This window comes from Sulfobacillus thermosulfidooxidans, from assembly GCF_001280565.1.
GTDB classification, from domain to species: Bacteria; Bacillota; Sulfobacillia; order Sulfobacillales; family Sulfobacillaceae; genus Sulfobacillus; species Sulfobacillus thermosulfidooxidans_A.
Genome location: NZ_LGRO01000001.1, coordinates 2366620 through 2393547 on the forward strand (window position 1 = coordinate 2366620; position 26928 = coordinate 2393547).

The following is a 26928-nucleotide window of genomic DNA, read 5'->3' on the forward strand; positions in this document are numbered from 1 at the left end:
GTAAGAAAATTCGCAACTGTTAAAGGAGTGAAAAAAATGAATCGACGTGCCAAGATGATGGGAACAATTACTGTTGTTTCGAGTATTGTATTGTCAGGATGTGGATCAACGTCTCCTACCTCGGCAAATGCCAAAGGCCCTGTCACAATAGTGGTAGCCAGTTGGACTGGCACAAATGTTACCAATGGAATTATTGATCATCAATTAGAGGAATTTAACAAAACGCACCCGGGAATTCATGCAGTATATCGTCCCATTTCGGGTAATTATGAAACCATTCTCAAAACAGAATTCGTAGCCGGGGATGCTCCTGATATCATTACGCTAAATAATGGTGGTCAGGCTCCGACATTTGAAGCTGAGGGAGCGGTCATACCTTTAAATGCTTATATCAAGCAGTCACATTTTTCTTTGTCAGATTTTTATCATGGCGCGCTAGACATGTTCGTTTCAGGGAATACCGTTTATGGCATTCCGCGCGATCAATCCCCTTTGGCGTTGTACTATAATCCGGCTTTATTTAGAGCTGCCGGAATTAGCGGTCCACCTAAAACGTGGGCACAATTGGTAGCCGACGCGAAAAAACTAACCAATCCTGCTAAAAAACAATACGGATTGGTTAATACCCCCCAAGAACCTCGTTGGGCTGAGTTTATTTATCAGGCGGGGGGTTCCGTGATGAATGCCAACATGACCAAAATGACGTTAAATACGCCTGCAGCCCTGAGAGGATTTTCGTTCTATGTGAATTTATACCGTAGTGGCGTGGCCCAACAACCTTCTCAAGTGGGGGCTACATGGGGCGGCCAGGCTTTAGGTATGGGACGGGCAGCAATGACGTTGGAAGGAGCTTGGGCTATTCCCTATCTTCAACAGACATATCCCCACACACCTTTTGCTATCGCTCCGTTGCCCAAAGGTCCCAAGAATAATGTGTCTCTCGATTTTCCTACAGCATGGGCTATTACTAAAGACAGCAAACATCCCGAACAGGCATGGCAAGTTATTAAATATTTAACGGGAGTGGGACAGGCCCAATGGGTTGAGCAAGGAGGTCTGGTCACTGTGCGGAAGTCGCTGATCAATATGCCGTATTATCAGAAACATCCGATTTACAAGAATATCATTGCGTCACTACCCCACGCTGTACCTTGGAATTTTCCTGTCGGATTTGACCAATATGTCAATACGACTTTGTCCAACGTGACATTGAGAGCGGTGGATGGAAGTCTATCGCCGCAAGCAGCGTTAGAAATTTTGCAACAACAAGGAGAAGCCATATTGAAAGATCATGGTGGTCAGTCATGACCACCATGCTTTCCACACCTACCTGGCGAAAATCAGAGCAACGGGCTGCGTATTTGTTCACGGCCCCCACAATGGCCCTTTTAATGTTATTTTCATTAGGTCCTGCTGCTTATGCGTTTTATCTCAGTGCGTTTTCATGGAACCTGCTTAATAAAATGCATTGGGTCGGATTGGCTAACTTTACTCAGCTATTGACCATGCCACTTTTTTGGACGGCGGTTAAGAATTCGGTGATATTTGCTGCAGTGGTTATGCCGACACAAACCGTCGTCGCCCTCATATTCGCGGTAATATTGAACCAAAATCTACCGGCTCGAGGACTGTTTCGATTGGCTTTCTTTTTCCCTTCTATTAGTTCATCGGCGGTGACATCGTTGATGTTTTTGTGGATTTTTAATAAACTGGGACTCTTGAATGGCTTTCTAAATTTTCTCTTTCATATTTCCGGCCCTGATTGGATAGGCGACCCTAGGTTTGCACTTTCCGCCATTATGATTCTCAATATATGGAGTACTTCGGGTTATTTTATGGTGGTATTTCTTGCGGGACTCCAAGCGATTCCAAGAAATTTATATGAAGCTGCTGCTATCGACGGAGCCAATGGTTGGCAACGATTTTTTCACATTACCGTACCTTTGCTGAGACCGGCGACATTTTTTATCGTCGTGATGGGACTGATTGGGACGTTACAAATGTTTGATCAAGCGTTCATCATTTCTGGCGGTACCGGAGGTCCATTAAACTCTACGACTACGATTGCTCTATTGATTTATCAGTTTATTTTTTCGTATGGCCAAGTGGGTTTAGGTGCCGCGGCGACGGTGTTCTTGTTTGTTGTCGTTTTGTTGGCGACCATTGCTACAAATCATTGGCTTGGAAAACCGATTGAATATTAATGGCTGGAGGAATCGTATATGGTAGGATCACAAACGCGCGGTATTGGCGGATGGATTTTACGAGCTTTTTATCTTTTGTTACTGACGACAGGTGCTTTTGTTATGATAATTCCTTTTCTTTGGAGCGTGTCGACAGCACTAAAGCCTCTAGGAGAGTCCGTTGCTTTTCCACCTATTTGGTGGCCTCATCCAATAATGTGGAATAATTTTGTTATCACATGGAAAATTGTGCCTTTGGCGAGGTGGTTTTTTAATAGTCTCTTGGTAGCTTTTGTTGTGGTTCTGGGTAATTTGCTTTTTGACTCATTAGCCGGATACGCGTTGGCCCGTATTCGATTTAAAGGGCGATCTCTCATTTTCTTAAGCATTATTTCCATGCTGATGATTCCGTTTCAAGCGATTATGCTACCTACTTATATTTTGTTACGGGACCTCGGGCTTATTAATACCTATTGGGGAATGATTCTTCCCACGATTATTTCCGCTATGGGTGTTTTTCTCATGAGGCAGGCCTTTTTAGGCATACCCGCAGAAATAGATGAAGCGGCCATCATTGACGGCGCAAGTCGGTGGCGAATGTTTTGGCAGATTGCTTTGCCCATGGTTAAGCCGAATTTATTGACGCTCGCCTTATTAACATTTCTGGGATCGTGGAATAATTTTCTGTTGCCATTGTTGGTTGCCAATAATCCCAAACTCTGGACCCTTCCCCTGGGTATGGTGATGTTTCAGCAACAGTACTTCACTAATTGGCCGTATCTCATGGCTTCTGTCGTCATGGCAACGATTCCGACGGCCATTTTATTTTTGCTGTTTCAGCGCTGGTTTGTCGAAGGCATATCTACCACCGGTATTCGATAAGGGGCATCAGCAGGAGGTAAATGTAAGATGAATGGTGAGGAACTTTCCGTGCTATCCCGGACATCTTCTCTTCGAGGGCCATTTGTTGTGGGGGGAACGCGTGCTTATCTCATTGGAGACATGGATGGTACATTTCCTGCTTTAGGGGAACATATTCCCCGGGAGATGGCAGGGCTATGGCGTCATCCGAATAAATTGTTGCAAAATATTTGGCTGGGATGGGCTTATTCTGGGGCTGATCCCTTATGGATAACATCTGATGGATTTCACCGGGGGCCATGGTTTGTGGATCAGCACTTTACTCTCACAAACACTCTTGAGATCATGAGACGACTTTGGATCCCGGATGATGAGCCTGGATTAATGATGGAATTGACAATTTTCAATCGTGGGAATAAAGATGAACGTCTTGAACTTATTATGGGATTTCTATCTGACTTACACCCTGGTTGGCTTGATAATCAACCACGTGGTTATGATCAGGTCTATGAAACGCAACATCAGGTGATATTCCAAAATACCTCATCCTCATGGTGGGTGCAGTGTCTGTCGAATCCGCCAGGACGTATAGTGGTTAACGATACGGCACTCCCCCCAAAAGTTTTTCCTGAATGTGCCACGGCATCAATCCATCATGATTTAATAGTGCCGTGTGGAGAAACAAGGTCGTTATTGTATTGGATTGTGGGAGGCGATGGACAGCCCACAGTTGCCTCCTTTCCCGAAAACCACCACGCGTGGTGGAATATTAAATCGGATCGATATCGACAAATTGATGCGCTATCTCAGGTTGCTCTTCCGGACGCACAGCTAATGCATGCGATGCAGTGGACAAAGTACCAAACGGATTGGCTTATGCGGGAAGTTTCGGACATTGGTCGGGGTTTGGGAGCAGGAATGCCAGAATATCCCTGGTGGTTTGCGTGCGACAGTCACTATGCACTCAAAGGGGTATTGACTTTTGGGCAACATGAGTGGGCTAAAGACACCCTCGCGTTGTTGAAAAATGTTTCCCAAGACTGTAATGGCGATGGCCGTATCATCCATGAAGTTAGTACAACGGGCGTGGTATTTAATCCCGGAAATATGCAAGAAGCTCCGCAATTTTGTGACGCCGTGTGGGAAACTTTTTTGTGGAGCGGAGATGAAACATGGCTACGAAAAATGTATCCGGCAGTGGCTCAAGCGATGGCATGGGTGACTCAGGCAGATTCCAGCGGACGCGATCTGGCTCCGGGATATGGCATTATTGAGATTGAAGATCTAAATCTGCGCATGATCGATACCGCGGTATACACCTATAAGGGGTTGATGGCTTACGCGCAAATGGCCCACATTTTGGAAGGACCGGCGAAAGCGCACCCCATCCTGAAACGCGCGAAGCAGCTTAAATATCGCATTTTGACAAACTATTGGATTCCCGAGGAAGGATTATTCGGTGACTTTCTCGCGTTTTCGTCGGACATTGATCAGCGCGTGAACACCTGGATGAAACGAGCCAAGTTTCGTGGAAACTTTCGGGCTATGAGTCACTATCGCCATATCAAGCACTATAAACGACCTGGCGGCGAAGACGTTTATCTTATGAAGAATTGGATTATCAATACTCCCATGGAAACCGGAATGGCTCCCAATTCTTGGGCTCAGCGTGCGTTAAGGCGAATGCGAACCTCGGAAGAATTTCATGGTCCTTATGGATTGTATCTTTCCGGCATCGACCGTGACGAGATGATGACCATTTCGACTGGGGTACAAGCCGTGGCCGAAATTCAATACGGCAATGCCGATGATGCGTTACAGTGGATCCAAGAAATTGCCAAAACCATTGATATCCGATCGCCTGGAACGATATCAGAAATGTCGCCTGATTATGGATGCTTTGTGCAAGCATGGACGGCCTATGGATTATGGTACCCAGTGGTAACAGGATTTTTTGGTATTCATCCCAATGCGGCAGCATCGTCGATATACTTTGAACCCTTTATGCCATCGCAATGGAACCAGGCCAGCCTATTCAAAATTCGGATCGGTACAAATTTCCTTGATTGTGAGTTTACACGGTCGTCAAATAATGAGATCTATAGGATTGTTACTACGCAACCATGGACAGTCACATTGGGACAAGGGCTTGAAGTTATCAACGCGGACGGTGCTCGCTATAATGCACACCGCATTTATCTTACTAAGGCGGGGGCATCGGTAATGGTGAGAAAATCCCGTCCAGATAGATGATATGAAACTTCATAGGATATAAAAAATATCTTTTGGATATCTTCGATGGATAATGCAATCAGAAAATAGTTGGAGAGTCTTACACTTTAAATAGGCAATTTTATATTTACTTACGATCCGATAGCCCACGTAATAACTTTCTTTTGCCTTTTCTATAATCAAAATTTGATAAAAAAGCAATTGCGATAAATTTGGACGATATTCCATTGCGAAGCGAGAATTTTGCGCCAATATTGGTTAAATCAAGACTGAATATCAACGAGGTGAAAATTCTGGTGTGGAACCGAGAGTCTCAAGATGACAGTATCTTGAATGCCCTACGTGCATTGATGGCATCTCAAGGGGATGTTGATTACATCGAAATACGTCTTGAATACAACGAATCTACAAATCTGGAGACGTTAAATGATCACATACGCCATCAGGCGCATGAGGTCGAAATAGGGGGAAATGTTCGCGTCTTTCACCAAGGAGCAGTGGGATTTGTCCATTTCGACGGTTGGGACAATTTACCGCGTCACATTCAGGACGCCAAATTGCTGGCCAAGTGGCAGAATCCCTCCGATTTCCCTGGGGTATTTCAGGATTCATCGGCTCCGGCAGATACTGTCTATTCGGTTCAGCGATTAGCAACCCGGGAAAATCCGTTAGATGTTTCAGTGGAATCCAAAATCCATCTCTTGCTGCATTATGCCGAGATCGCGCACACGACACATCCCCAGGTGAAATCGGTTACGGGGCGTTATTTCGATCGTTACCGTCATCTATGGTTTGCCGATAGCCGAGGAAGTGCCATTGAGCAAGAAAAACTCGATCTTGGCGGTAATATCATCGTCATGGCACGTAATTTCAACGGCGTTGCCCAGCGCGGAGTCTCCTTTGGGTCGTCAAACGATTTCGGTGTGTTCAGAAAACTGGACGATGCCGTCAAAGATGCTGCAAGGAGCGCCGTGGCCTTATTAGATGCACCCGAAGTGGAAGGTGGAGAATACACGGTTGTGGTCGACCCGTATCTTGCCGGTGTTTTTGCTCACGAAGCTTTTGGCCATTTGAGTGAGGCGGATGGTCAGGTGGGAGATGTTGGCCTTTTGGACCAGATGGTCTTAGGACGACAGTTTGGCCCTCCGAATTTGCATATTTATGACACAGGCAAGGACATGGGGAGCCGGGGTTATCTTCCTTTTGATGATGAAGGTATGCCGGCGCAAGACGTGGACTTGATCAAAGACGGAGTTTTGGTCGGTAGACTGCATTCCCGCGAAACTGCGGCGTATATGGGCGAGCGGCCAACAGGCAACGCGCGCGCTTTACATTACCGTTTTCCCCCTATTGTGCGGATGCGTAATACCGTCATTGCACCCGGTGATACGGATTTTGAGGATCTTTTTCAGGACATTAAGCGAGGCATTTATGCCAAGGGCACTCATGGGGGACAAACGAATGGGGAACTCTTTACATTCCTTGCCGCGGAAGCCTATCTCATCGAGGATGGCAAGATCACGCGGCCTGTTCGAAATGCTGTCCTCACCGGCAATGTTTTTACTACCCTTCAGCAAATTACCGCGATTGGTAATGATTTTACTCGCTATGAAGGCGGAGGAGGATGTGGCAAAGCTGGACAAATGCCATTACCAGTAAGCCATCATGCCCCATCATTGCGGATTGAACGCTGCATAGTAGGAGGTCGTGGACGATGATAGACAACCTCATAGCTAGAGAAGAACATGAAGGTCCCATTCCTTCTTGGCGTGCGGGTGAAGTCGGGGATAGTACGGAGATTAAGCGGTCAACGTGGTCTGTGGAAATAAAGAGGGGACAGCCTCCCTTGGTTCAGCATGGAACGGAAGAGGTGCGTGCTGTACGTGTGATTGACGATGGACGATTAGGATACGCTTCCTCTCGAACGCAACCTTGGACACAACTCAAAAACGAAGCCTATGCGGCGGCAAAAACTGGCCCGGATACCTGCTTGGACGAACCTCTCTTAGAGGAAAAAACAGGATATTCTTCTTCTAAATGGGATCCTTCGTGGATGTCGTCAATGATGGGGACGGCCCGGGAGTTGTATGACAGGCTCGAGCAGTTGGATTCCCGGTTTCGTCCGGCGGTGTCGATTTCCTATGAGGAAACACAAACGCACCTGAGTAATTCGTTGGGAGGGCATGTGGGCTTCACCCGGGGATATTGGTCAATATCGGCCGGGGGGCGTCTTGTGAGTGATACAGATTTTCACGCTGTAACCGAGACGCGACTGGGACCGGATGCGTTGTCCAAGATCTCTGAATTGGGAGATGTGGTGGAACAACGGTTTCGATTAGGACAACCCATTGTGCCTGTACAACCGGGAAAATATCCTGTTGTCTTTCTGCCAACGGTCGTGATGAGTCTCTTAACGCCGATTTTAACGCGGCTATCCGGCCCTACTTTGTTGGCTGGAAGTTCACCATGGGACGACAAAATTGGTCAATCCGTACTTTCCCCCTTATTAACGCTGACGAGCGACCCCACTATTTCGGGTGCGCCCCGTACGGGTCCATGGGATGACGAGGGCACGTCTACTCGGGCCATCTCATTAATTGAACAAGGCATCTTAAAACACTTCATTCTTGATCGAGATAGCGCAAGACGCATAGGGCAAGAACCCCAAGGCATGGGATATCGCCGCAATCCTGGCGTGCCTCCAGCTTCCTTACCCGCCAATTTGATTGTATCTGGGGGAGCGGGAAATCTGACTGAGTGGGGAAATCGTTTTCCCATGTTGCTTGTATTAAATGGGTGGATCGGCGCTCGTCCTACCAATCCTATTCGGGGCGATATCGCGGGAAATGCCAGTGAGCTTTATGTCATGGAACATGGGGTTATAACCGGCCGTGCCAAAAATGTTGTGGTCAGTCTCAATGCCCTGGATGCTTTAACCCATCAATTGTTAGCAGTGGGAGATGACAATCAATGGGTGCCGCAAGGGATGATGACTGTGGCCCCAGGCTTTTTACCCCCTTTGTTAATCGATGGGGCGGATATTCAAGTCCGGCAGTAAGACCGCACGAAGAGAATGATTAAACCCCTATCGCTCCCGTTTAGGACACCTACAGCGATTGAAGATTAATATTTTAAAGGAGGATATTTAGCATGAAGAATCGCCATCGTCATTTCTCGTTGCTGGCTTCCGGAGCCACCATTTCTCTTTTGCCTTTGCTTCTCGCGGGATGCGGAAACGCCAGCGCAAACGCCCCGACGTCCTCATCGACCAGTAGTAGTCCGGCAACAGCCACCGCGACGACCACTGCCGCGTTGAAACCGGTCAAGGGCGGCACGATTATTCAAGCACTGGGCCCCTTAGTTTCGATCAACTGGTATTTGCCGTTGAGACCTGTGGCTTACAATAGTTTATATGATGCCTGGGCCGCCAGTTTGATGTATAAAGGTTTGTTCCACATTGCGCCCAATGGCAAAATTGATTTTTCTCGCAGTATTGCCAGCTCGATTACCTGGAACAAATCCGGGACCGTGTACACCGTAAAAATGAATCCGAAATGGCACTGGTCAGATGGAACGCCGGTGACGGCCAACGATGTAGCCTTTACCTGGAAACTGATCCAAGCCGCTAGCGCTCCCAATGCGCCCGCTCCTTGGCCCTATGCAGGCGCTGACTCAGGCGGTGTCCCGCAGCTGATTAAAAGCTTTAAGGTCATAAACTCTCATGAGTTTCAAATTACGCTGACGCAGCCCGTGAACCAGATGTGGTTTGAATATGATGGACTGAGTGATTTTATACCGTTGCCAGAACAAGCCTGGAACCGCTATCCGAATAATGTTGACCAGGAACTCAGTTATTTGGCCAGTAACGGCACCAACGTTAATTTCTTTAAAGTTGTTGACGGTCCCTTTCGTTTGACCAATGCCATTCAAAACGTCTCATGGACGTTTACTCCGAATGCGCACTATGATGGGCACAAACCTTATATCGACAAATTTGTCTTGGCCTACGAAACCTCCGAAACATCTGAGGTCAATGGATTACAAACCGGCACCGTACAAGTGGGCTATCTCCCCCTGTCCATGTATGACAAGCGCAATGAGTTGACCAATGACACCTTAGTGCCGTCTTATGGCTACAGCATTGCACGGACGATCTTGAACTTCCGCAGTCCCACGGTGGGTAGTATTCTCAGGCAACTACCGGTTCGCCAAGCCATGCAGATGGGCATCGACCAACAAGCGATTATTGATGCTTTATATAATGGCATGGGTGTTCCCGGTACAGGACCGGTTCCTTTACATCCCAAAACATTTTTAGCTCCCCAGCTGATTCACCCCTTGTATCACTACAACATTCCCGCGGCGATTCATTTGTTGGAGAAAAATGGATGGCACATGGTCAATCACGTGATGACGAATAACAAGGGGCAGAAACTGGAGTTTAATGTGGAATATGATGCCGGCAGTAGTACGACGTTGGCTATGGTACAAATTCTCCAACAAGACTGGGCCAAGGAAGGGATTAAGGTGTCCTTAACGCCCTTGCCGTTTGCAACCATGTTGCAATATCACCATCAACCCACCAAATGGGAAATCCAAACCGGTCTCGGATGGAGCTACGGGGGGAGTTACCCGACGGGTGGAGGCATGTATGAAACCGGTGGCGGCTATAACTTCTATGGCTACTCCAATCCCACGATGAACGCTCTCATCGCGGCGACCCATGCGCCGCAACCGTCTCCTGCGGCATCACAGAAGGCGTTAGATGCTTATGAACTCTTTGCTGCGAAACATCTGCCCAATTTGTGGATGCCGGTACCAGAAGGCCTTTCCGAAGTCGCTAAGAATGTGCATGGGGTGAGATCATCCGCTAATCACTTTACCGATTCCATTTCGCCGCAGTATTGGTGGGTCAGCCCGCAATAGTTGGGAAAGTCTGGATCTTTAAAAGGCGCCACGTCACGAATCATCGAAGGGAGGGATGCCATAAATGTCTGTGACGTATTCTGAAGTACAAACGATAGAAACAGAAGAAGAGATGCAAGAAAATCCTGGCCCGTCGCGATTTCGACGCATCTTTTGGCACCATCCCTTAGCATGGATGGGGATTATCGGGCTCGTTCTTCTCGTCGGCTTCTCTTTTGTGGGTCCCTTGATTTACCGGGCCAATCCTTATACATTGCATCTCACCGCTATTTTGAAGCCACCTTCGGCCCAGTTTCCGTTGGGGACTAATAATCTCGGGCGTAACATGCTTGCCCGCTTGATGTTAGGGGGGCAAATGTCCTTAGAAGTGGGATTTGCAGCAGCCATTTCAGCCATGGGAATCGGGATTATCTATGGGATGGTAGCTGGATATGTGGGAGGATGGCTGGATGCGCTTATGATGCGGTTGGTCGATTTGCTTCGTGCCATCCCGGGACTCTTCTTACTCATTTTTCTGGATTCCTTGGTGACCCCAAGTGCAGGGCTTTTGGTGGTATTAATCGCTCTGACATCGTGGCATGGGGTTAGTCGACTGGTGCGGGCAGAAGTCTTGTCGTTAAAACATCGTCTGTATGTGGAAGCTTCGCGTGCTATGGGAGGGAGTCTCGGACACATTGCCCTGCGCCATCTGTTTCCGAACATCTTGGGGACCGTGATAGTCGCCACTACATTCATGGTAGCGGATTCTGTACTAGTTATCGCATCCCTGAGCTTTTTAGGGATGGGATTACCCCCACCTACCCCTAATTGGGGAGCGATGTTGGCGGATGCTATGACCTATTTGCCGCAACATACCTGGTGGCTGATTTATCCACCCGGACTTGCGGTATTGTGGACGGTTCTCTCCATTAGTTTTATCGGGGATGCGTTCCGAGCGGCGTTGGATACGCGCATGGATCAGAAAGTGCGAGGAGGTGCATCGGAATGATGCGATACAGTCTGGAACGGCTTTTGCAGGCTGTACCGACGTTACTGCTGTTATCGATTATTAGTTTTGTGTTGATTCATGTCGTCCCCGGAGGACCCGCGGTGATGATGCTGGGCGACAAAGCCACCCCAGCCTTGATCGCCCAGATCAATCGATCGCTCGGGCTGAATAAACCGTTATGGATGCAGTACCTGATTTGGCTGGGACAATTAGTGCGAGGGCACTTGGGATACGCGTACACTTATCATCAGAGCGTCGCGAGTCTTATTCTGACGAACTTGCCGCGCACGCTGATTCTTGTGGTGACGGCTATTGCTATTTCCCACGTGTTAGCGGTGATTGTCGGCATTTATCAAGCCGTGCATCGCGACCAAGTCATAGACCATATTTTGACCGCAGTGTTGTATTTTTTATATGCGATGCCGACCTTTTGGTTGGGCGTGCTGATGGTGTCTACCTTCTCGATTACGCTTGGATGGTTTCCCTCGGGGGGGCTTTATAATCCTTTATTAGCCCATCCCACGGTGGGATCTTACCTTGATCACATGGTCTTACCCGCAACGGTGCTGATCATTGGATCAGTGGCTGGGTGGGGACGCTATATGCGCTCGACCATGGCGGAGACGTTAGTGCAGGATTACATTCGCACGGCACGCGCCAAAGGGCTCAGTGAACGCGCGGTGTTGGTCCATCATGCGCTAAAAAATTCTCTGCTTCCCCTCATAACCCTTGTGGGAATGTCCTTGCCAAGCCTTTTTAGTGGAGCATTAATTATTGAAATTATTTTTGATTATCCCGGTATGGGCTTGTTATTCTGGAACGCGGCTCAACAGCGGGACTACCCGATTTTGTTAGGCATTGTCATGATGGTGGGCGTTCTGACCATATTGGGGAACCTTTTGGCGGATATTCTGTATGCGGTGGTTGATCCCCGCATTCAATATCACTAGATTTCTGGATAAATCACGACTACCGGGGATAGGGAAAAAATATGCCCATGACGACCCCTGGTTAATCTTGCGAATATTTACACTGGGAGATCATGCGAATGGCGAAGACTTTAGGCATTTTGGCAGGACTAGGTCCTTTGGCTGGGGCGCATTTTTATCGCCGAGTGATTGAATTGACACCCGCCTTAAGCGATCAAGAGCACCTTCCGGTGGTGTTAATCTCGGACCCGGAGATTCCCAGTCGACTGGATCACTTAACGGGGCACGGGCCCACTCCCTTGCCCCGTTTGATTCAGACAGCGGAGCGGTTGGTGTCAGCAGGTGCGGAAGTAATCGTCATTCCCTCAACGACTACACATGCCTATTACGACGAGATGGCAGCGAGCATTCCGGTACCTATTTTGAATCTTATCGAGCTCGTTGCCGAGAACATTCAGGCGTCAGCTTCCCGGCGAATTGGGATTGTCGCCACGACACCGACGTGTACCTTGGGGTTATATGATGGAGCTTTCGCAAAACGGGGCATCACGGCGGTGTATCCCGATCCGAAGACTCAACACGAAATTATGGCGGTGATTGATGGAATCAAATCAGGCGGGAGTCGTCTTCAGTGGGGCGAGAGACTGGAAGAGGCGATGTTAAAGCCATGGGCTCACGATACTGACGGGATACTTTTGGCGTGTACTGAAACCCCGGTGGTGTATGCGGGTCTTACCCACCCGCGTTTTTCGGGCGCTCTTTTTAATGCCACAGATATCTTGGCAGAGGCTGCGATTGCCGCTTGCCAAGAAGGACCTTAAGAGTTGCTTGTTAGGGACTGACTTGGATTATGTTCCTATCCCCATCACATGGCGCTTCATGTCATTGGATAACCATTGCAAATCTTGAACCCAGAATCAGAAAGAGAGGAATCAACCGTGAGAACGTGGATTGTGACGGATCATATCCCTTCAAAAACGCCTTCGGTATTTATTGTGCCCCGGGAATTATGGGAAAGTGCTCGAACTATGCTAGATCCCGAAACCGGAAAATTTTCGTCGCTTCCGCAAGGATCTCCAGTAGTTATAGCACAAAAACAGGGCTGTCTCATCATCGTGGATACGCCCCCGGTACGCCAACAGCGCTACCGTGCCTATAGCGAGGCGGCGCGATTAGCCGAACAACAGGGATCTTCTACCGTAGGAGTATTCATCAACAAAATGGACGAATCCGTATTGCCTTCGGTGATTTTCGGCCTAGAGCAAGGTTTCTACCATTACCACGGCAAAGGAGATAAGGTCGATACCGTCATCGTGGTGACCGAGCCGAATTTGGAAGAACGAATCCGTTACTTAACAAATATTGCCGAGGCGCAGTCTTGGGTTAGAGAGTGGGTGAACGCTCCGGCGAATGAAAAGCCTCCGCAGCGTTTAGCCGAGGAATATCAAAAAGATGCACCTCCGGGGATTTCCTATCACCTTTATACCCATGATGATTTAGCGGCTTTAGGTGCGGGCGGGATTCTCGCGGTTGGTTCGGGCAGCACGCGCCCTCCTGTCATCTTAGCGGGACGATATCATGGCAATGGCGATGGTCCTTGGCTGGCGTTGGTCGGCAAAGGGATTGTGTTTGACAGCGGAGGCATTTCACTTAAAGGGCGCGACGGGATGGGACGGATGAAAGGGGACATGGCAGGATCAGCTGCGGTGATGGCGGCCTTGCGTGTTGTTGCGGAACACAAGTGGCCGGTGAATGTGGCTGCATGGGCTCCCTTAGCTGAAAACTTGCCCGATGGTGCGGCGTATCGTCCTGGGGATGTACTTGAGATGTTGGATCACACGCGCGTTGAGATTATTTCTACTGATGCCGAGGGTCGTCTGGTTCTTGCGGATGCTGTGACCATGGCCATTCGGGAGGGAGCCTCAACGGTTGTCGACATGGCGACTCTGACGGGTTCCAATGTGGTCGCCTTAGGAGGAGTTCGGGCGACGTTGATCGGTAATGATGGATCAGTGTCAAGATTGTTGACTGAGTCAGGACAAGATATGGAAGAACCGGTGTGGGAAATGCCGCATGACCCAGAATATGCCTTGATGAACACAAGCAGCATTGCTGATTTGAAAAATAGTGGGGGACGGGCAGGAGGAACCATTTCTGCGGGGTTGTTCATTGGCCATTTTGCAACTCAGGTCCCTTGGGCGCATGTGGATATCGCGGGTCTTGCATTTAAGGACAATGAATCCGGTACCGGAGCTACCGGTTATGGTGTGGCTCTCTTGGTGGAATTCTGCCGGCGCTGGGCGGAGTTTTCTAAAGAGAGTCCTATTGAGAGTCATGAGGATTAACGACGACATTATTGCGGGAAAGAGATGAAAGGCCGTCTTTTTATGACAGGGGAACTGACTTTTGGACCAAGACCAGCTGTTGTCATACCCATCTCTTCTCTTCGCCAGACGTTTTCTTGATGATGCCTGCGTGGATGTTGTCTTAGGTTATATGAGGCCAGAAACACAACTTGTCAAGGATCCGGGGAATGGCTATAGTCGAAGTGGAAAATCGGCACCCACTAGAAGGACGTTGCAGCGTGGATATCCACTTTACGGCAGAATCTCATGCGGCACTGATGGAACGTAGAGCGAAGCATTTCGCAATTTCTCCCTTGCGGGAAGTGGCATGGGCATTACATGTGATGGCCCGGCCTACGGATCACGGAATATTTCAGCGGTGGATTTTGGCGGCTCGGCAACGAATGGGCCCGTCATGGACCAATCAATTGGAAGAATACGCCTTCTTCTTCCAAGGCTGGTTACAAGCCCTGATTCCTCTCCCACCCTCAGATGACCTTACACCATGTTTTGAGGATGAATGGGAACACTTTATGGAACGTCCTGCTGCGGAGATTCAATCCGTCTATGAACGAATGCGAACGCGTTGGACTGAAGATTTTGATAAACGCATGGCACGCAATTCAGAATGGATACGCATTGCGACCTTGTTAACAAACGAGAATTGGTGGTCACCATGGCATCAGAAGTTAGAAGTCTTGCGGGATCAGTGGGGATTTTTCCTGCGCGAATTCTGGAACCGAGAATTCCAGGCAGTTTGGGAAGAAAGCCGCCCCTATTTAGAAAATGATATGATCTCTCGAAGAACAGAACGACAAAGTTCTGAAGTTTGGTGGCAGAATATTTCGCCACGGTTGCACTTAGAGCGTGATCTAGACACGGTCCAAGTCTATGTGCCGTGGAAAACTTCGCTGTTTGTCAAGAATAATACGGTCGTCCGGTTTTTTCCAAGCGTCTTTTGCTGGCCCCATTTGTGGGTTGATGGCGATGAGCAGCAGGTCAATATTACCTATCAGGCGTTAGCGGTTCGCGAGTGGGCCATGCCAGTGCCGGTGTCTCATGAGATGGAAGATTTGCTGGAAGCTTTGAGTGAGCCGACCAGACTTCTTATCCTACGGCATCTCGTTGGTTCCTTGCGAACCACAAGTGCCATTAGCCATGCGCTTCGCCTCAGTGCTGGAACCGTCTCGCGTCATTTGACCTTTTTGCATGCCGTGGGACTGGTTGACCGGATTGCCGACGGGCATTACGTCTTTTATCGTACCAGTTCTGCAGCTCTGGCGAAGCTGGCTGCGAATCTGAATAATCTGCACCGCGATGCCGTTCCCCAATTTTTGGGATGGAATGAATAAAGGGCAGACCGCGCGCCTATGACGTTTATTGGCACGAATAACCAAATGGCTCATTTTTCCAGGCTCTTTTATTTTGACGGGCTGTGGTCTGCCCGTCATGGTGTCATTTGCGAATGATATAACGGCATCCGGCATCATCCTTTGGATCTTGGGATTATTTCCTGAAGATATTTCGACCCCATGCAGAAACTTTTTCCTCGCTTATAAACTAGTTATTAAAACATCGAATCAGAGCGATCATCGGTGATTCACGTGTTGGGTAGATAGAGTGTGATACCAACGCAGCTCGCTTTGAAAAGATGGCATAACGGCTTAAACTGCCTTTATTGGAGCGTCTGAAGAATTCAATGAATGCCTTAGTCTAGGCAAAAGCGTCATAAGCGTTCATCATGTACACCAAAACTATTCGTGGGACCCCAGAAGAATGACGAACATCATTAGGGTTTGACCGATTGACCGAGCCAGGCAAAGAATCCCCACGCAGCTTGGGGATGATGGAGCTGACACTGAGGGCATCCTGGTCCGGGACTTGGTTCATTCATCCAAAACCCGGAGACGAAAGGCCGCACGGCTTGATAGGCCCGCGCTAAAATCGCTGGTGTTGCGGTGCCCGTCCTGGGATTGGTCGAGAGTCCGGCGGTAATTAACGTATGCGGAGCCACCGCATGAATTTGTCTTACGAGCTGCAAAGCTTTGGCCCGGTAGGTGTCGGGATGAAATTCGGTTTGTTGAATTTGTAAATCGGCAATGGCCAAATATGGCGCCGAGGCCACGATCTCTCGGGTACTAGGACTGCCAATGAGGATCAAGCCGGTGTGTGCCAAAAGCCGAGCGGCTTGGGCATACGTGGCGGGAATATGGGCTTGTTCGACTGATGGGGTAAAGATCCAGTGTTCCAAATCGAGCAAGACCGCTTGGTCAACCCGCAATTGATGATGTGCCATTGCCGTTTGTAATGAGGTCAACGACCGAAAGTAGGCGGTGCGTTTCACGATAATGCCTGCGGACGGTGGCGGTGGCACTAATGGCGTATGCGACCTGGGCGGCGCAAACACGTAGACCACATGATGTGCCAGTCCGCGCAAAGCAGCGGGGTGTTGCTCGAGGCTATAGAGCGATTGGGTCGACATAATCCAAAAGGGCTGGGATGACGAAGGGGCTGGCACGGGTTGTCCGTGCGCAGAAGGCTGATGACGCGGTGACGCTGCCCGGCTCGGAGAGGTCAAGATTACGCTCCCAAGAACAAGGCTCGCGGCTCCGATAATGGGCATCGTATGAGTCCAACGGACGATCATGGGATGACTCCTCCTCAATCAAAGGGGATATGATCAGTATAACGATGGCCATCGAATCTCCTAGATGCTAAACAAACATTTCAGCGATCATTCAGCTCGATGTCTGGAGCATGAGATTTAATGGCAGAAGAGAGATAACCTTGCCACAATTATCCATTTATCATCCCAATAGAGCGCTATTTGCGTGCGAATGCGTCCGCTCACGACTTGCCACCAATAAAAACTATCTCGCCAATAAGGACCGTGGATCACAAACGAATCGCGCAAACATTGATATAACGTGGTCACAAACGGGCTAGATCTTGATGATCGTCACCTGTACTGTTTGACCCACAGAGGGGACAAAGGTCCAACGAGGAGAGTCAAGTTGAACGACGCAACTCGACATCTGGGTTTTCCAATCGGTTGGAATTATCCTGACTCGAACATCCAGAAACCTTACCTGTTTAGGGGATCAGACCATTCGATCACAATTATGTTAAACCCCCATGATAAACTGTAAATTAGTAAAATGTTATATAACGTTATCCCTGACAACTTGTTCCCATAACCCTATCATTTAGGAGTCAGATGTTTCAAAACGACCCTAAACAGATTGAAAGCGCCAATCTTGTCCGATAATGATGTTCGCACTGAAGCGCCTTGTACGAGAGGAGAGTTCAGGATGGATAATGATATGCGGGGGATTAGACAACCCAATGTGCCCTCGCGTATGCTGGACTTCTCTCTTCGCTTTTGGGTTGCAGTAATTTTAACGGGCATAGCATCTGGATTGGGTGCTATCGCCATGATGACCACCTTGCATACTGTACAGCACCTAGCCTTTCATTATCAAACCGGCGAATTTTCTGCCGCAGTCGCACGGTCCACTGATAGCAGGACGGTATTCGTGTTAGTTTTAGGGGGATTGATCACAGGGGTGGGATTGTGGCTTATCGGCCGGTATTTGGGAGGGACAGGTGGAGAACCGACATCTGTTGTCTGGACGCATGCGGGAAGACTATCTCTCGCGCGTACTCTTTTGAGCGGCACTCTCTCGGAAGTGACGGTGGGGTTGGGAGGATCGATAGGCCGCGAAGCAGCTCCCCAACGCATAGGAGCGGCAAGTGGGTCCTATTTAGGCCGCCAGATTGGTATTCGTCAAGACCAGTCCTACATTCTTATCGCTTGCGGAGCTGGGGCTGGACTGGCAGCTGTGTATAATTCGCCTTTGGCCGGTGCTCTATTTGCTACAGAGCTTTATCTCGGGACGATTTCATTGATTTTGATCCTTCCCGCTCTCCTTACCTCAGGAATTGCTACCGCGGTATCTTGGCTGGTGCTGCCTTCTCATGCTGTTTATTTGGTACCGCAGTTGCCGCACGCTACCGCTTCCTTAATGGTGTTCGCCATTGTATTAGGGCCTGTGATCGGATTGATCTCAGCTGGCTATGTCGGTTTAATTGGATGGGCCAGTGATCACCGGCCGAAAAAATGGCCTCTTCTCGTCGAACCTTTGGTGTTCTTTGCGGTCTTGGGACTTATAGCTATCAAGTATCCGTTAGTATTGGGTAATGGTGTTGATTTAGCTCAATTTGCCTTTACAGGACACGGTGTGCTCGGATTCTTTGCCATATTAGCAATTCTGAAAGTCCTTGCGACGACAGGCACTCTTCGCAGTGGAGCAACAGGCGGTTTGTTTACGCCGACTTTAAGCTTCGGGGCAGCTCTCGGGGCTTTTTTAGGCCGGGCCTGGTCTATTTTGTGGTCTGGGCCTCCTGATGCCAGTTACGCTATCATCGTTGCCGCTGCCATGATGGCATCCGCGATGGAGGCGCCTGCTACAGCTATCGTGTTCATATTGGAACTGACTCGCAATATTCAAGGAATCATGGTGCCCATGTTACTGGCCGTAGTGGGAGCAACTCTTACGGCCCGCCATTTTAATCTCCGCTCAATATATTCTGCACGTTTAAACCCCGAACAGGGAGAACCGTTACCTCAGAAATCAGCCATGGAAACTTGAGGCGATCATAGTTAAGCGGCAATGAGGGGCTGTAGGGCATCAGTTGGCAATTGTGTATGCCTCTAGACTTTAGGCTTTGACGTTAGTCACAGGAATGTAACACAAGATATGATCATGTGTATGTCGTTAGCGGCGTGTGAACGACGGGGTCTTTCGGTTCGTTTCACGACCGACGACATAGACTTGGCATTTCACGGAGTCAAATAATCATCTAATAATAGGCTTATTCTTACTAAGAAGTGTCCCCAAGAAAGAGATTGATGATAAAACTTGTGCCCGCGGATAGAAAGACTTAGGATAGGCCGACGAAAAAGATAATAACGGGCATCAGAGCAAAAAGTACTGGAATCAACAAATATTCCCAGGTGTGATTCACCCAATACGCATAAGCTGCTACGATGCTCAAAGTGGGGCTAATGACATGCATGAGGACAACACCGATTTTCTTGGTAATGCCCAATTTGGCGAGAAAATGATGATAACTAAACAATGTGGTATTCACGGTGAAGATAATGCTGATGGTAAGATAAATGAGATGGCGGGTAGAAAACAAGAGAAAGAAGGTGAACAGAGCAATAAGCGGTGAGGATACCGCCATAAACAACATGGCATAACGTCGAAAGGGACGCATATTGTTCTGCGAGGAACCATACCCGAAATGTCGATAGACATATTCTTCTAACTCCTCTTCCGCACGTGATGGGTGAAAGCCGTGGAATTTATCCCGAGGGTCTAGGGGGCACCTGCGTGTAAATCGTGTCCGTAAAACCCAATGCGGCCAAAATGGCCGCCACCGACTGGGTATGAACCGCCGGGACAAAGAGTTGACGGGTCTGGGCATCCAGCGGCACGACAATCAGTCCGCGCAGATGATGTAACACCTCCTGCCCGGTGGGCCGCGCCAATAGACCGCGAGTCGGCGTGGGAAGGGGCGGGGCCTGCCGGGCCCGACGTTCGATGAGACTGAGCACCAACGCGGCGAGCAAGAGCACATAACCTAAGGCTTCCACCCGTTCCGGCTTGTGCACATAGAGCGCATCCACAAAGGCCGGGTCTTTTACAAAGCGAAAACGGTGTTCGATGACCGTCTGGCCTTTGTATTCTTCGAGCAATCGGCGGGCATCAAAGGAGGAGGCCGGCAGATTAGTGATTAAGACAAACGTCGCCGCCCGGTCCTGTGCCGCCTGCACGCGTTGCGCATCGACTGCCCCAATGGTGGGATGGACCCGGTATACCGTGGTGGTAGCCGGTTCGGGGGCATCGTGGCGGGGACGCCCGCGGGTCGTGCGTTTGGGGACCTGCGTTTCCGCGACAACTGTCGCCTCGACATGATGCCATTGGGCGGTGGCCCGCCAAGCGGCCACGGCCGCTTCGGCATCATGAGCACAGGCAAACACGGTTTCCGCGAGGCGAGTCGCCGCCCGGGTTAACTGGTTATGGGCCCGTTCGACCTGGCGGGCGATGGTGTGAGCTTTCCGCTCAGCTAGATGATCGGAGCGATAAACCACGAGCCGATAGGATCGGCCCTCAATTTCGCCGGTCTGTTCGGCGGCCGCGTAGGTGGCTGCATCGGCCCGCTCCCCGATTTTGCCGAGGGGAACCCAGGCGTTGGCCGCCAAGGCGGCCGTCTTCGCATCGTGCGCAGCCCGAAATGTTTCCGGACAACGCGAGAGAAAGCGGAGCGAACGGTCAGCCATCGCCTTTAAGTTAGGACCCGTGATGAGGGCGGAATCGGCCACGTAGACCAGTTGTTGCAGTTGCTGAGGCGAAAAGTAATCGTCTAAGGCCGCAATCATCTCGGCATTGAGGATTTTATCACTCCGATTCCCGTCTTGCACCGTGCCCACCACCGGAATGCCTTCTCGGGTCCCCAACAGCGTCAGGAGAATTTGACGCAGATCGGGACGATGATCCTTGGAATGGCCATAGGTGGGATGCACTCCGGTCCCGGATCCGGTGTCCGGATACGTGCCATAGACCGAGCGGGTCGTACTATCCCAGTGGACAAACACCGGACTATCGGGCGTCCACACGTGGTCGTGCAAGAGCGCTCGCGTTGCAACGGCACTGAAGACGGTGGCGCCACCGGCAGCGGCGACTTTATCCAGAGCCCGTCCGAGGGCATCATCCGTAAAATCGGCCGCGGTGCGGCCGGATCCAAACAATAAGGGCACATCGGTTAACTGAAATTGCTCGTGGACGCGATACAGAGGTCGACGAGCGGTGAGCAAATTGACGACGAGCGCGAAAATCCGTTCGCCGGGCGACAGGTGGCAACGCGGCGAATCCCACGCAACGGTCTGATTTATGGCCTCGACGAATCCAATTTCTTCACAGAGGGCTCGGATGACCGGTCCAGCCCCCACAACAACGGGTGTCGGCATGGGTGTGTTCATAAGAGATTACTTCGCCATGCGATAGACAATCTCCTTTGCGATCAGCCTAAAAAAATAATTTTTTTTGTTCCCGCCACGTGCGGAAAGTAAGTTCTAATGCATAAAGATGCTCAATAAATTTCGACTCAGGCTCCATTTTAGGCATGCACTGTCCCCCCAACATAGGAAAAGAATAGTAAAAGCAATGTACCAGCGTTGTCGTTACGCTGTAAATAGACGAACCGGCTATTTCAATAGGTCTGATAGGCTAGTTTATCGGGACAGTCCAATAATGGGAAGATGTGTCAAGTGCATTCAAGGATCTCAGGATTTTTGCACTATCTTGATGAACAATGGAACCTTGGTTGATGAGAATTACGGAATGTCAAAAATAATCCCTTGCGGATGCGAACAGAAAAACAAGGTTTCTCCTTTTTTCATAGTTTCTAACATCAAATATCTTCCGTTGAAGATGAACAAAGAGGTTATGACAGATTATTGTGTATAAACTATATCGATCGCCATGAATCTATGTTTATGATAATGAAAGGGGCTATATCGGCAAATCAAGGGAGGAATAAAACGAGACGTCAAAACCGCGATCAACAATCAGTTTGGGGTGTTTGACGTTTTGTGGTTAATATGAGGAATGCTTTTGACACTGCCGCTGATGTCATCATTGAGATTCGCGATTTAAAGGTTTGGTTCGGCAATCAGATAGCATTAAAGGGGATTAATTTGGTGGTTAAACAGGGTCAAATCATTGGATATATTGGACCCAATGGAGCGGGTAAAAGCACTACCATTAAAACCATGCTGGGATTAGTGAAGGAATATCACGGATCCATTCGTATCATGGGACATGATATTGCCGACAGTAACGGGGAATACAAAAGACATATTGGCTATGTGCCAGAGACAGCTGAAATTTATGAATCCTTAACTGCTGATGAATACTTAATCTTTGTGGGCGGATTATATGGTTTATCCGAAAAAACTGCGCATGCCAAGGGATTAGCCTTAGCCAAACTGATGGGATTAGAGGACGGCTATTATGCGCGGATTGGATCCTATTCGAAAGGCATGCGCCAAAAAGTCTTGCTGATTGCCGCTTTACTTCATAATCCTGAAATTTTGTTCTTGGACGAACCCTTAAGTGGGTTGGATGCCAATAGTGTCATGATTGTCAAAGACTTATTGGCGCAACTGGCGTTGGCCAAGAAGACCATTTTTTATTCCTCACACATTATGGACGTTGTCGAGAAGATTAGCAGCCGCATCATACTCCTTGATGACGGGGCGATTAAGGCCGACGGAAGTTTTGAGGAACTTAAAACCCTGGCTCATGAACAGTCATTGGAAGATATTTTTGGTCAAATGACGGGATTTTTTGAGCATGAAGATATTGCCAAACAATGCGTCGCGATTATTCAAGGAGACTAAGTCGTCATGAAAGATTTTGTCATCTTGCGGATTCTCGATCGATTTGGCCCCATGCTTGATGCTATGGGATATGAGTATCCCAAGCTGCGTCAGATTTTGCAAGTGCAACTGATTATGGATAGTCGGCGCCCCGCCACGGTATTTGCGGCGCGAAAGAAAATGTCTACCACTACAGAGCGTAACGGATTTCTCAAATCGCTATGGATGTATGGCTTGATGGGCATTTTGCTAGTGCCTTTGGTGACGATCGGCCACAATTATTTGGTAACTATGAGCCTGATCTTTACGGTTCTTATGTTTTTTGTGATGACGTCTATGATTGCGGACTTTTCTACGGTTTTGCTCGATGTGCGCGACCGCAATATTCTGATGACGAAGCCGGTGAACGCCCAAACGGTGGGATTAGCCCGTGTCATCCATATTATCCTCTATCTATCCTTGTTGACCGCAGCTATTGGCGGGCCGTCATTGGTTGGAGCATTTATTGCGCACGGATTAGCCTTCGGCGCGACTTTTTTAGTGGCATTGGTCTTTATGGATTTATTGATTATGGCTCTGACGGCGTTTGTGTATCTCTTCTTTTTGCGGTTTTTTGATGGAGAACGATTGAAAGATCTGATTAATTATGTGCAGATTGGCTTATCGATTGGCATGGTGTTAGGGTATCAAGTCGTTGGCCATGTCTTTCAGGTTATCAAAATGCGCATTGTGTTCCATCCCGCCCTATGGCAAGTTGTTGTCCCTCCATTGTGGTTTGGCGCCGCATTTGCTTGGCTCTTTGGCCATCAAACCGGATCAATTATGGCAGTGTTGGCGGTCATGGCATTTATTATGCCACTGATATTATTCGGATTATATTTGTGGTCTTTGCCGGTATTTGAACGCCATTTGCAGAAATTGACGTCTATGAGTGAAATGTCGCGAACAAGGCGTTATCAATCTCTTTGGAAATTTATGGGAATGATCTTGTGCCCAAATCTTGAGGAACGAACGGTGTTCGACTTCGCCGGATTAATGATGGCCAAGGAACGAGAATTTAAATTAAAGGCTTATCCTGCTTTAGGATTGGCGATTGTGCTTCCCTTTTTGATGTTTCTTAATCCTTCTTATTCCTCTTCTTCGTCGTTTCATCATTTGCCCATCCAAGACCATTATGGATATTTGGCTATTTACACCAGTGGTGTCATGATTCCAAGTGTACTGATGATGCTAAAATACTCTTCTCAGTTTAAGGCGGCATGGATCTTTGAAGCGACACCCAGGAAATCACCACAGTCCATCGCGAAAGGGACTTTGAAGGCGGCCATAGTGCGCTTAATCCTCCCCGTTTTTAGTATCGAAACGATCATTTTTCTTGCTGTTTTTGGACTACGAATTTGGCCGGACTTATTGGCATCGGCATTAGCTCTCTTTGCCTATGCCTTGATCGTCTTTCGGCGGGCAGGCTTTGTCTTGCCATTTTCAGAGCCTTTTCAAGTGATCCAACCCATGTCGCGGGGTACGATATGGCTACTTCTAGCCCTTCTTCTCGGAATGGCGGGGGTACATTTTGTTTTTAGTCTGTTTCCAGGGGGCATCTTCATTTATATCGCCTTATTAATCGGAATCAATGTAATTTTATGGCGAGGAACTTTTGCGAAAAGATATCACTTAGAATTATCTACCCCGGATACGACAGCCATTTGACGACACAAAGCCAAAGAACGAATCCGGGAAAAGCCATTTGAAAACGATCAGGCGATCATTCGGGGTACATCAATGCAAATTCTGTGTAGGATTAAAACGCGTCAGGTGTGATGATAAGGGTATTTGGCAACGTCATGGGATTAGCGAGAGGGAAAAATTAAGTGGCTTCATCTAAACTTAGTAAACTTAGCGAGGTTCAAAACATCGGCGAAAATTTTTCTGGGCAATCACTATGAATCCACTATCTAGAATAACAAGTCCCAAGGTGAGGATAACGATGATATGGTCGGGATGACGAGTGGTCATAAGGGCTGCCAGCCACTGATGGGCCGCGTTATTGACCATGGTTGGAATTAATAGGAGCAATAAGGACACCACGCTCAGTATGGATTGGGCTTGCCGAACGGTGTGAGTGCCGAGTGAAATCCACACTCCCAAACTAGCCGCGAGAAGTCCTGCCAAAACGCCATCGAGGAGGATTCCTATAACTTACTTTCCGCACGTGGCGGGAACAAAAAAAATTATTTTTTTGGGCTGATCGCAAAGGAGATTGGGTATCGCATGGCGAAGTAATCTCTTATGAACACACCCATGCCGACACCCGTTGTTGTGGGGGCTGGACCGGTCATCCGAGCCCTCTGTGAAGAAATTGGATTCGTCGAGGCCATAAATCAGACCGTTGCGTGGGATTCGCAGCGTTGCCACCTGTCGCCCGGCGAACGGATTTTCGCGCTCGTCGTCAATTTGCTGACCGCTCGTCGACCTCTGTATCGCGTCCACGAGCCATTGCAGTTAACCGATGTGCCCTTGTTGTTTGGATCCGGCCGCACCGCGGCCGATTTTACGGATGATGCCCTCGGACGGGCTCTGGATAAAGTCGCCGCTGCCGGTGGCGCCACCGTCTTCAGTGCCGTTGCAACGCGAGCGCTCTTGCACGACCACGTGTGGACGCCCGATAGTCCGGTGTTTGTCCACTGGGATAGTACGACCCGCTCGGTCTATGGCACGTATCCGGACACTGGATCCGAGACCGGAGTGCATCCCACCTATGGCCATTCCAAGGATCATCGTCCCGATCTGCGTCAAATTCTCCTGACGCTGTTGGGGACCCGAGAAGGCATTCCGGTGGTGGGCACGGTGCAAGACGGGAATCTGAGTGACAAAATCCTCAATGCCGAGATGATTGCGGCCTTAGACGATTACTTTTCGCCTCAGCAACTGCAACAACTGGTCTACGTGGCCGATTCCGCCCTCATCACGGGTCCTAACTTAAAGGCGATGGCTGACCGTTCGCTCCGCTTTCTCTCGCGTTGTCCGGAAACATTTCGAGCTGCGCACGATGCGAAGACGGCCGCCTTGGCGGCCAACGCCTGGGTTCCCCTCGGCAAAATCGGGGAGCGGGCCGATGCGGCCACCTACACGGCCGCCGAACAGACCGGCGAAATTGAGGGCCGATCCTATCGGCTCGTGGTTTATCGCTCCGATCATCTAGCTGAGCGGAAAGCTCACACCATTGCCCGCCAGGTCGAACGGGCCCATAACCAGTTAACTCGGGCGGCGACTCGCCTCGCGGAGACCGTGTTTGCCTGTGCTCATGATGCCGAAGCGGCCGTGGCCGCTTGGCGGGCCACCGCCCCATGGCATCATGTCGAGGCGACGGTTGTCGCGGAAACGCAGGTCCCCAAACGCACGACCCGCGGGCGTCCCCGCCACGATGCCCCTGAACCGGCTACCACCACAGTATACCGGGTCCATCCCACCATTGGGGCAGTCGATGCGCAACGCGTGCAGGCGGCACAGGACCGGGCGGCGACGTTTGTCTTAATCACCAATCTGCCGGCCTCCTCCTTTGATGCCCGCCGATTGCTCGAAGAATACAAAGGCCAAACGGTCATCGAACACCGTTTTCGCTTTTTAAAAGACCCGGCCTTTGTGGATGCGCTCTATGTGCAAAAGCCGGAACGGGTGGAAGCCTTAGGTTATGTGCTCTTGCTCGCCGCGTTGGTGCTCAGTCTCATCGAACGTCGGGCCCGGCAGGCCCCGCCCCTTCCCACGCCGACTCGCGGTCTGTTGGCGCGGCCTACCGGGCAGGAGGTGTTACATCATCTGCGCGGACTGATTGTCGTGCCGCTGGATGCCCAGACCCGTCAACTCTTTGTCCCGGCGGTTCATACCCAGTCGGTGGCGGCCATTTTGGCCGCATTGGGTTTTACGGATACGATTTACACGCAGGTGCCCCCTAGACCCTCGGGATAAATTCCACGGCTTTCACCCATCACGTGCGGAAGAGGAGTTGTATGCTTTTCCA

General features: G+C 49.5%; 21 protein-coding genes. 16 read left to right on the forward strand and 5 right to left on the reverse strand.

Features of this window, described 5'->3' with window-relative positions; translation table 11 throughout:
- Positions 1 to 36: 36 nt before the first annotated feature.
- The 12 genes from AOA63_RS11695 (at position 37) to AOA63_RS11750 (ending at position 15816) form a co-directional block, all read left to right on the forward strand.
- On the forward strand, positions 37 to 1308 hold the full coding sequence (locus AOA63_RS11695) for an ABC transporter substrate-binding protein (protein WP_053959864.1): 1272 nt from the start codon (positions 37 to 39) through the stop codon (positions 1306 to 1308).
- On the forward strand, positions 1305 to 2204 hold the full coding sequence (locus AOA63_RS11700) for a carbohydrate ABC transporter permease (RefSeq protein WP_053959865.1): 900 nt from the start codon (positions 1305 to 1307) through the stop codon (positions 2202 to 2204). Before AOA63_RS11695 ends, AOA63_RS11700 begins: the two co-directional genes overlap by 4 nt.
- Positions 2205 to 2222: 18 nt before the next feature.
- Positions 2223 to 3065, forward strand: coding sequence for a carbohydrate ABC transporter permease (locus tag AOA63_RS11705; protein WP_053959866.1), 843 nt, complete (start codon positions 2223 to 2225; stop codon positions 3063 to 3065).
- Between the two features lie 27 nt (positions 3066 to 3092).
- Positions 3093 to 5297, forward strand: a complete 2205-nt coding sequence (locus tag AOA63_RS11710; RefSeq protein WP_053959867.1) for a hypothetical protein — start codon at positions 3093 to 3095, stop codon at positions 5295 to 5297.
- 275 nt (positions 5298 to 5572) lie between these two features.
- Positions 5573 to 6994, forward strand: coding sequence for a TldD/PmbA family protein (locus AOA63_RS11715; RefSeq protein WP_053959868.1), 1422 nt, complete (start codon positions 5573 to 5575; stop codon positions 6992 to 6994).
- A complete protein-coding gene (locus tag AOA63_RS11720; RefSeq protein ID WP_053959869.1) occupies positions 6991 to 8334 on the forward strand; it encodes a TldD/PmbA family protein in 1344 nt (447 codons plus the stop codon). Before AOA63_RS11715 ends, AOA63_RS11720 begins: the two co-directional genes overlap by 4 nt.
- 92 nt (positions 8335 to 8426) lie before the next feature.
- A complete protein-coding gene (locus AOA63_RS11725; protein WP_053959870.1) occupies positions 8427 to 10202 on the forward strand; it encodes a peptide ABC transporter substrate-binding protein in 1776 nt (591 codons plus the stop codon).
- Between the two features lie 64 nt (positions 10203 to 10266).
- On the forward strand, positions 10267 to 11190 hold the full coding sequence (locus tag AOA63_RS11730) for an ABC transporter permease (protein ID WP_171822702.1): 924 nt from the start codon (positions 10267 to 10269) through the stop codon (positions 11188 to 11190).
- Positions 11187 to 12140 carry an ABC transporter permease gene (locus AOA63_RS11735; RefSeq protein ID WP_053959871.1) on the forward strand — a complete coding sequence of 318 codons (954 nt, stop codon included), beginning with the start codon at positions 11187 to 11189 and terminating at the stop codon, positions 12138 to 12140. Before AOA63_RS11730 ends, AOA63_RS11735 begins: the two co-directional genes overlap by 4 nt.
- 98 nt (positions 12141 to 12238) lie before the next feature.
- A complete protein-coding gene (locus AOA63_RS11740) occupies positions 12239 to 12940 on the forward strand; it encodes an aspartate/glutamate racemase family protein (protein WP_053959872.1) in 702 nt (233 codons plus the stop codon).
- Positions 12941 to 13057: 117 nt separating this feature from the next.
- The gene (locus tag AOA63_RS11745) at positions 13058 to 14464 is read left to right on the forward strand and encodes a leucyl aminopeptidase family protein (RefSeq protein WP_053959873.1); all 1407 of its coding nucleotides are present in this window, start codon (positions 13058 to 13060) and stop codon (positions 14462 to 14464) included.
- Positions 14465 to 14652: 188 nt separating this feature from the next.
- Complete coding sequence (locus tag AOA63_RS11750) at positions 14653 to 15816, forward strand: ArsR/SmtB family transcription factor (protein WP_082343926.1); 1164 nt, start codon at positions 14653 to 14655, stop codon at positions 15814 to 15816.
- 437 nt (positions 15817 to 16253) lie between these two features.
- Here the strand turns inward: AOA63_RS11750 and AOA63_RS11755 are convergent, their stop codons facing one another.
- Together AOA63_RS11755 and AOA63_RS19800 are read right to left on the reverse strand one after the other, a co-directional pair.
- Positions 16254 to 17111, reverse strand: coding sequence for a hypothetical protein (locus tag AOA63_RS11755; protein ID WP_053959875.1), 858 nt, complete (start codon positions 17109 to 17111; stop codon positions 16254 to 16256).
- A gap of 117 nt (positions 17112 to 17228) precedes the next feature.
- Positions 17229 to 17399 carry a hypothetical protein gene (locus AOA63_RS19800; protein ID WP_171822703.1) on the reverse strand — a complete coding sequence of 57 codons (171 nt, stop codon included), beginning with the start codon at positions 17397 to 17399 and terminating at the stop codon, positions 17229 to 17231.
- Between the two features lie 376 nt (positions 17400 to 17775).
- Here AOA63_RS19800 and AOA63_RS11760 point away from each other — a divergent pair, with 376 nt between their 5' ends.
- A complete protein-coding gene (locus tag AOA63_RS11760; RefSeq protein WP_053959876.1) occupies positions 17776 to 19116 on the forward strand; it encodes a chloride channel protein in 1341 nt (446 codons plus the stop codon).
- Positions 19117 to 19408: 292 nt separating this feature from the next.
- Here AOA63_RS11760 and AOA63_RS11765 read toward each other — a convergent pair whose 3' ends face one another.
- Positions 19409 to 19747 carry a hypothetical protein gene (locus AOA63_RS11765; RefSeq protein ID WP_053959877.1) on the reverse strand — a complete coding sequence of 113 codons (339 nt, stop codon included), beginning with the start codon at positions 19745 to 19747 and terminating at the stop codon, positions 19409 to 19411.
- An 88-nt stretch (positions 19748 to 19835) separates the two neighbouring features.
- On the reverse strand, positions 19836 to 21500 hold the full coding sequence (locus AOA63_RS11770) for an IS1634 family transposase (protein ID WP_053960683.1): 1665 nt from the start codon (positions 21498 to 21500) through the stop codon (positions 19836 to 19838).
- A 633-nt stretch (positions 21501 to 22133) separates the two neighbouring features.
- Here AOA63_RS11770 and AOA63_RS11775 point away from each other — a divergent pair.
- Positions 22134 to 22934, forward strand: a complete 801-nt coding sequence (locus AOA63_RS11775) for an ABC transporter ATP-binding protein (RefSeq protein ID WP_053960684.1) — start codon at positions 22134 to 22136, stop codon at positions 22932 to 22934.
- Between the two features lie 6 nt (positions 22935 to 22940).
- Positions 22941 to 24620: a hypothetical protein gene (locus tag AOA63_RS11780; RefSeq protein ID WP_053959878.1), complete on the forward strand. Its 1680-nt coding sequence runs from the start codon at positions 22941 to 22943 to the stop codon at positions 24618 to 24620.
- Positions 24621 to 24806: 186 nt separating this feature from the next.
- Here AOA63_RS11780 and AOA63_RS11785 read toward each other — a convergent pair whose 3' ends face one another.
- Positions 24807 to 25082, reverse strand: coding sequence for a hypothetical protein (locus AOA63_RS11785; RefSeq protein WP_053959879.1), 276 nt, complete (start codon positions 25080 to 25082; stop codon positions 24807 to 24809).
- A gap of 129 nt (positions 25083 to 25211) precedes the next feature.
- On the opposite strand from AOA63_RS11785, the gene AOA63_RS11790 reads away from it, so the two are divergent.
- Positions 25212 to 26876: an IS1634 family transposase gene (locus AOA63_RS11790; RefSeq protein ID WP_053960685.1), complete on the forward strand. Its 1665-nt coding sequence runs from the start codon at positions 25212 to 25214 to the stop codon at positions 26874 to 26876.
- The last annotated feature ends 52 nt before the right edge of the window (positions 26877 to 26928 follow it).